The following is a 4,780-nucleotide window of genomic DNA, read 5'->3' on the forward strand; positions in this document are numbered from 1 at the left end:
GCCGAGACCCGGGAATGAAACCTGCTGCCCAGGTTGCGCAGAGGCAGGTAGAACTCCGGGGCCAGGATGAGAATGAAAAAACCGGCCATAAAATCCATCTCACCCCAGAGAAGTCTGAATCCGATAATCACCGCCACCACGGCTATGCTGACCGTAGCCATGAATTCCAGAACCAGGGCGCTTAAAAATGCAACCCGCAAAACAGACAGAGTGCTTTTGCCGTATTCCTTAGATATTTCATCCACCACCCGAGCCTCTCTTTTGCCGGCATTGAATATCTTGAGGGTGGTCAGGCCCTGAATGGCGTCTAAGAATCTGTGGGTCAGGCGGGTGATTTTTTGCCATTGCTGCTGGTTCAGCTTTTCGGCCCGGCGGCCTATGAGAATCATGAAAAAGGGAATAAAGGGGGCGGTAAACAGAAGGATAAGGCCGGATATCCAGTCCAGGGGCAGGATAAATACCAGGATTGCCGGGGGAAGCATGGCTGCCAGGGCCATCTGGGGCAGATATCCGGAAAAGTATCCGTCCACTTCTTCCACCCCGTCGGTGCTCAAGTGTACCAGTTGTCCCGTGGAATGACTGGTCAACGCCGAGGGATCGGCCCGGGACAGGTGCTCCAGGAGTTGCCAGCGGATTTTTTCCTTGGTCCGGGCCGCAGCCTGTCCGGCCAGGCTTGATCCGTACCAGACAAGCATGGCCCTGGCCAGCACCAGGGCCAGTATAAGCCACAGGGCGGGCATGACCCGGCCAAGTCCCAGGCCTTCAAAAACCACCTGGTGTACGCTCCAGGCCAGAGCTCCGGCCTGGACAATGAGCAGGATGCCCGCACACAGGTTCAGGCCTATGGACAGGGCCAGGGCTGTACCCGCGGTTTTCCTGAAGCTGTTTAGCCATTTCAGTGCCTGGGTCTGGGACAAAATCAGCTGCTCGAATAATACGGACCCAGGAACTTAAAGAAAAACCCGGTAATCCATGTTCAAAACTTCAGCCAGACGTCTGGCCCGTTCCTTGCCTATCTCCATCCTGCCGTTCTCCATCTTGGAGATATGCCCCTGGGGAATCCCAGTCAGCCTGGAAAGTTCTGTCTGAGTAAGTCCTTCCCTGTTACGCGCTCCACGAAGGGCCACGCTGTATTCGGGTTCATTTTCAAACTCCTGGAAGAGTTCTCTCCAGGGGATGGAGTCGCTTGAGTCAGTATAGCCATGCTTTTTAATTTCGCGAAGCACTTCATCCTTTTTATCCCTGGGGCCTGTGATGCGTAGCTCAATGGCCTCAGTAGGGTGCGTCTTCGTGAGTGCCTGCATAAGTTACCTCAATAAGGTTGATCTCTCCTTCACTTTCTTCCCAAACAGCCACATAGGCCGGATGGCCGCCTTTAATATGGCAATGGTGCCGGTTCTTACCGAGCTTTGAATAGTTTTTCCAGTTTCCTCTTACTGGCCCGGATTCTTCCATTTCCCGCATAAGAGCAAAGAGGTTTTCTTTAGCTGTCCTTGGCAGTTCCCGTGCTTTTTTGACAGCTTTTTTCTTGACTCGAACCGACCAGGCCATAACTTTTTATATGCTACCAGATGGTATAATGTCAACAAAAAATCAACCATTCAGGGGAGGCCTGGTGCCAGTAATCACCACCGAGGCTCCCCTGAATGGTTATGGTTGCGGGCAGTGCCCAATTTTCATTTTAATAAGCCTCTTCGTACTCCAGGTCCTCGTCGGTTATCTTGTGGCTGAATTTGAGATGCACCCAGCTTTGATAGGCAATGACCAAGGGGCAGAAGACCAGGGCCACTCCCAGCATAATCTGCAGGGTCAGGGTGCTGGAGGCGGAGTTGGCGATGGTCATGCTGAAGTCCGGGTCAATGCTTGAAGGCAGGAGTTTGGGATACATGCCAATTACTCCGAACATGGTCACCCCGATTATGGTTGCACCTGATGCGGCCCAGGCCTTCCAGTACACCCTTTGATGCAGAAACACCTTTACCAGCACCAGCCCGGCCACGGGTATGAGCAGTATTATCAGCAAAAGCGGGTTGGCGGCATAATTGTCGAACAGATTGGTGTACATCACAGTCAGGGCCAGAAAAGCGACCACCATGACCAGCACCGCACCCCAGACCCTGTTGGCCAGGTTTACGGCTTTTCTTTCCAGGTCGCCCATGGACTTGACAGCCAGCCACAGGCTGCCGTGCATGGAAAAGAGCAGGACGAAAAGCACCCCTCCGGCCAGGCCGTACGGGTTCAGCAGGGTCAGAAGGTTGCCTTCATTTATCTGCTGAGCATTCAGGGGAATGCCCATAAAGATATTGGCAAAGGCCACTCCGAAGAGCAGGGCCGGGATGAGGCTGCCCAGTACATTGCATCCGTCCCAGAACCTTCTCCAGAAATCACTGTCCACCTTGCGCCTGAATTCAAAGGACACCCCCCTGAAAATGAGTGCGAACAGCAGCAGAAGAAGAGGGGTGTACAGGCTGCTGAACATGACCGCATAAGTGGCCGGGAATGCGGCAAAGGTCACTCCGCCTGCGGTTATCAGCCAGACCTGGTTGCCGTCCCAGAAAGGTCCGGCCGCGTTGTACATAACCCGTTTGTCGGTCTCGCTTTCAGCCAGCAGGGGCATGTTTATGCCCAGGCCGAAATCGTATCCGTCCAGGGCGAAATAGCCTGCCCACAATATTCCCCAGAGCAAAAACCAGGTGGTCTCAAGCATGGGATACCTCCAGTTTAATTATGAACCTGCACAGCATGCAGTTGAAACTTGATTTTTCATTGATAAAGGCCATTAGTTGCTCCCTGCGGGTTCTTCCCCGGACTCGGCCGGGGCCGGGCCTTTACGCCCGTATTTGGACAACAGGAATATGCACAGGGCCACCAGGAGTCCGTAGATGGCGAAGAAGCCGGCCAGTGAACCGGCCACCTGTCCGGTGGTGATACCCGGCGAAAAGGCCTCTTCGGTGCGCATCATTCCGTAAACAATCCAGGGTTGTCTGCCCATCTCAGCCACTATCCAGCCCAGCTGGACAGCTATGTAGGGCAGCGGAATAATCCAGGGCAGAAGCCTGAGCATCCTTGGGGAAGAGGCCGGGTCTTTACGCCTTATCCAGGCCCAGGCAGCCAGCACGGGAAAGAGCATGCCCAGGGCCACCATGGTTCTAAAAGACATAAATGTCGCCCAGACAGGAGGGCGGTCCTCTTCCGGAAAGTCCTTGAGACCGGTTACCTCGGCATCAAAGGAATGATAGGCCAGCATGGAAAGCCCTCCTGGGATGGGCAGCAGTTCCAGCCTGTTGCCCTCGTTGGCCGGGTCAGGGATGACCAGCAGGTACTGCGGGGCATTGGTCCGGGTCTCCCAGTGGGATTCCATGGCCGCCAGCTTTTCCGGCTGATACTTGGCCACCGTGGAGCCGTGGTGATGGCCATGGACGACCACCACAAGGGCGAAGACCAGGGTGAACGGAGCGGCGATGCGAAATGATTTCCGGAAGAAGTCCACGTGGGACCCCCTGGCCAGGTGCCAGGCGGAAATGCCCAGGACAAAGAAACCGCTCAGGACGTAGGAGGCGCTCAGGACATGGATGAACTGCTGCCAGGCGAATTCGTTGCTTACCAGTTGAATAAAGCTTGCCAGTTCGGCCCGGCCGTCTCCCATCAAATGGCCCACAGGGTTCTGCATCCAGCCGTTGGCCATAATAATCCAGAATGCGGAAAGATTGGCCGCCAGGGCCACCAGCCAGATGCTGGCATTGTGCAGTTTGGGCGGGAGCTTTTTCCAGCCGAAAATCCAGACGCCCAGGAAGGTGGACTCCAGGAAAAAGGCCATGGTGGCCTCTATGGCCAGCAAAGACCCGAAAACGTCACCTACATAGGCTGAATACCTGGACCAGTTGGTTCCGAACTGGAACTCCAGGGCAATGCCGGTGACTGCCCCCAGAGCAAAGTTGATAAGAAAGAGTTTTCCCCAGAACTTGGCCATGCGCCTGTATGTTTCGTCACCGGTGCGGATGAACTTGGTCTCCATGTAGGCCACCAGCAGAGACAGGCCAAGAGTCAGGGGGACGAAAATGAAATGGACGAAGGTAGTCATGGCGAATTGAAGTCTTGAAAGTAACAAAACATCCATAAGTCTTCCCCTGGTTAAATAGGTTTGTAAGGCTTATCTATCAGTGACTGCCTGGAGAAATGTTTAATTTTTGCAGCCTGTTGCCGTGCTCATCAGGACTTTATACAGCCTGAAGAGGGCCTGAGCAGGTGCAATATATCCCGCAGGCAGATATGGACGGTCCAAATCGTAACCATTCAGGGGGCAGATACCGGCCAGGGGGACAGCCCCGCACTTATTTTTTGAAGAACCATTTTCAGCTGTTGGCGTTGGAAAAATAAGTGCGGGACAGTCCCGTGGCCTTGTGCCATCAGCCACCACCGACGTCCCCCTGAATGGTTACTCCAAATCTTTGAATCTACTCCTTTTGCTGTTGGCTGCACACCTCTTCCCGGGCCAGGGTGGCAAAATCTGTTTCATCTAAGGTCTGCCTCAAACGCTGCCTGGCAGTCTCCCAGACTCTGTGTACCCCGCAGGAAGGGCTTCGCCTGCATGACTCAGGGCTCATTATGCATTGATTGAGAAATATTTCTCCATCCACGGCCTCCACGACCTGCAGAAGGGAAAGCCGGGAAGGGTCTTTGAGCAGTCTGTAGCCTCCTCTGGCTCCCTGGGTAATCTGAATAATACCGGCCCTGGACAGGGTCTGGGCCACCTTGGCCATGAATGACTCCGGAATCTGCA

The 4,780-nt window shown here is 54.5% G+C and carries 6 protein-coding genes; all 6 read right to left on the bottom strand.

Annotated features, from left to right (window positions below):
- Positions 1-917: ABC transporter transmembrane domain-containing protein (locus QZP87_RS02540; RefSeq protein WP_291321349.1), on the bottom strand; the 917-nt coding region annotated here is incomplete at its 3' end.
- 33 nt (positions 918-950) lie between these two features.
- Entirely contained in the window at positions 951-1,304 is a 354-nt protein-coding gene (locus QZP87_RS02545) for a helix-turn-helix transcriptional regulator (protein WP_008870906.1), read from the bottom strand.
- Entirely contained in the window at positions 1,273-1,551 is a 279-nt protein-coding gene (locus QZP87_RS02550) for a hypothetical protein (protein ID WP_008870905.1), read from the bottom strand. Before QZP87_RS02550 ends, QZP87_RS02545 begins: the two co-directional genes overlap by 32 nt.
- A 130-nt stretch (positions 1,552-1,681) precedes the next feature.
- On the bottom strand, positions 1,682-2,707 hold the full coding sequence (gene cydB / locus QZP87_RS02555; RefSeq protein WP_291321350.1) for a cytochrome d ubiquinol oxidase subunit II: 1,026 nt from the start codon (positions 2,705-2,707) through the stop codon (positions 1,682-1,684).
- A 72-nt stretch (positions 2,708-2,779) separates the two neighbouring features.
- A complete protein-coding gene (locus QZP87_RS02560; RefSeq protein ID WP_291321351.1) occupies positions 2,780-4,117 on the bottom strand; it encodes a cytochrome ubiquinol oxidase subunit I in 1,338 nt (445 codons plus the stop codon).
- 337 nt (positions 4,118-4,454) lie between these two features.
- Positions 4,455-4,780: Rrf2 family transcriptional regulator (locus QZP87_RS02565; protein ID WP_291321352.1), on the bottom strand; the 326-nt coding region annotated here is incomplete at its 5' end.

The sequence above is a fragment of the Desulfonatronospira sp. genome, assembly GCA_003563255.1.
Classification (GTDB): Bacteria; Desulfobacterota; Desulfovibrionia; order Desulfovibrionales; family Desulfonatronovibrionaceae; genus Desulfonatronospira.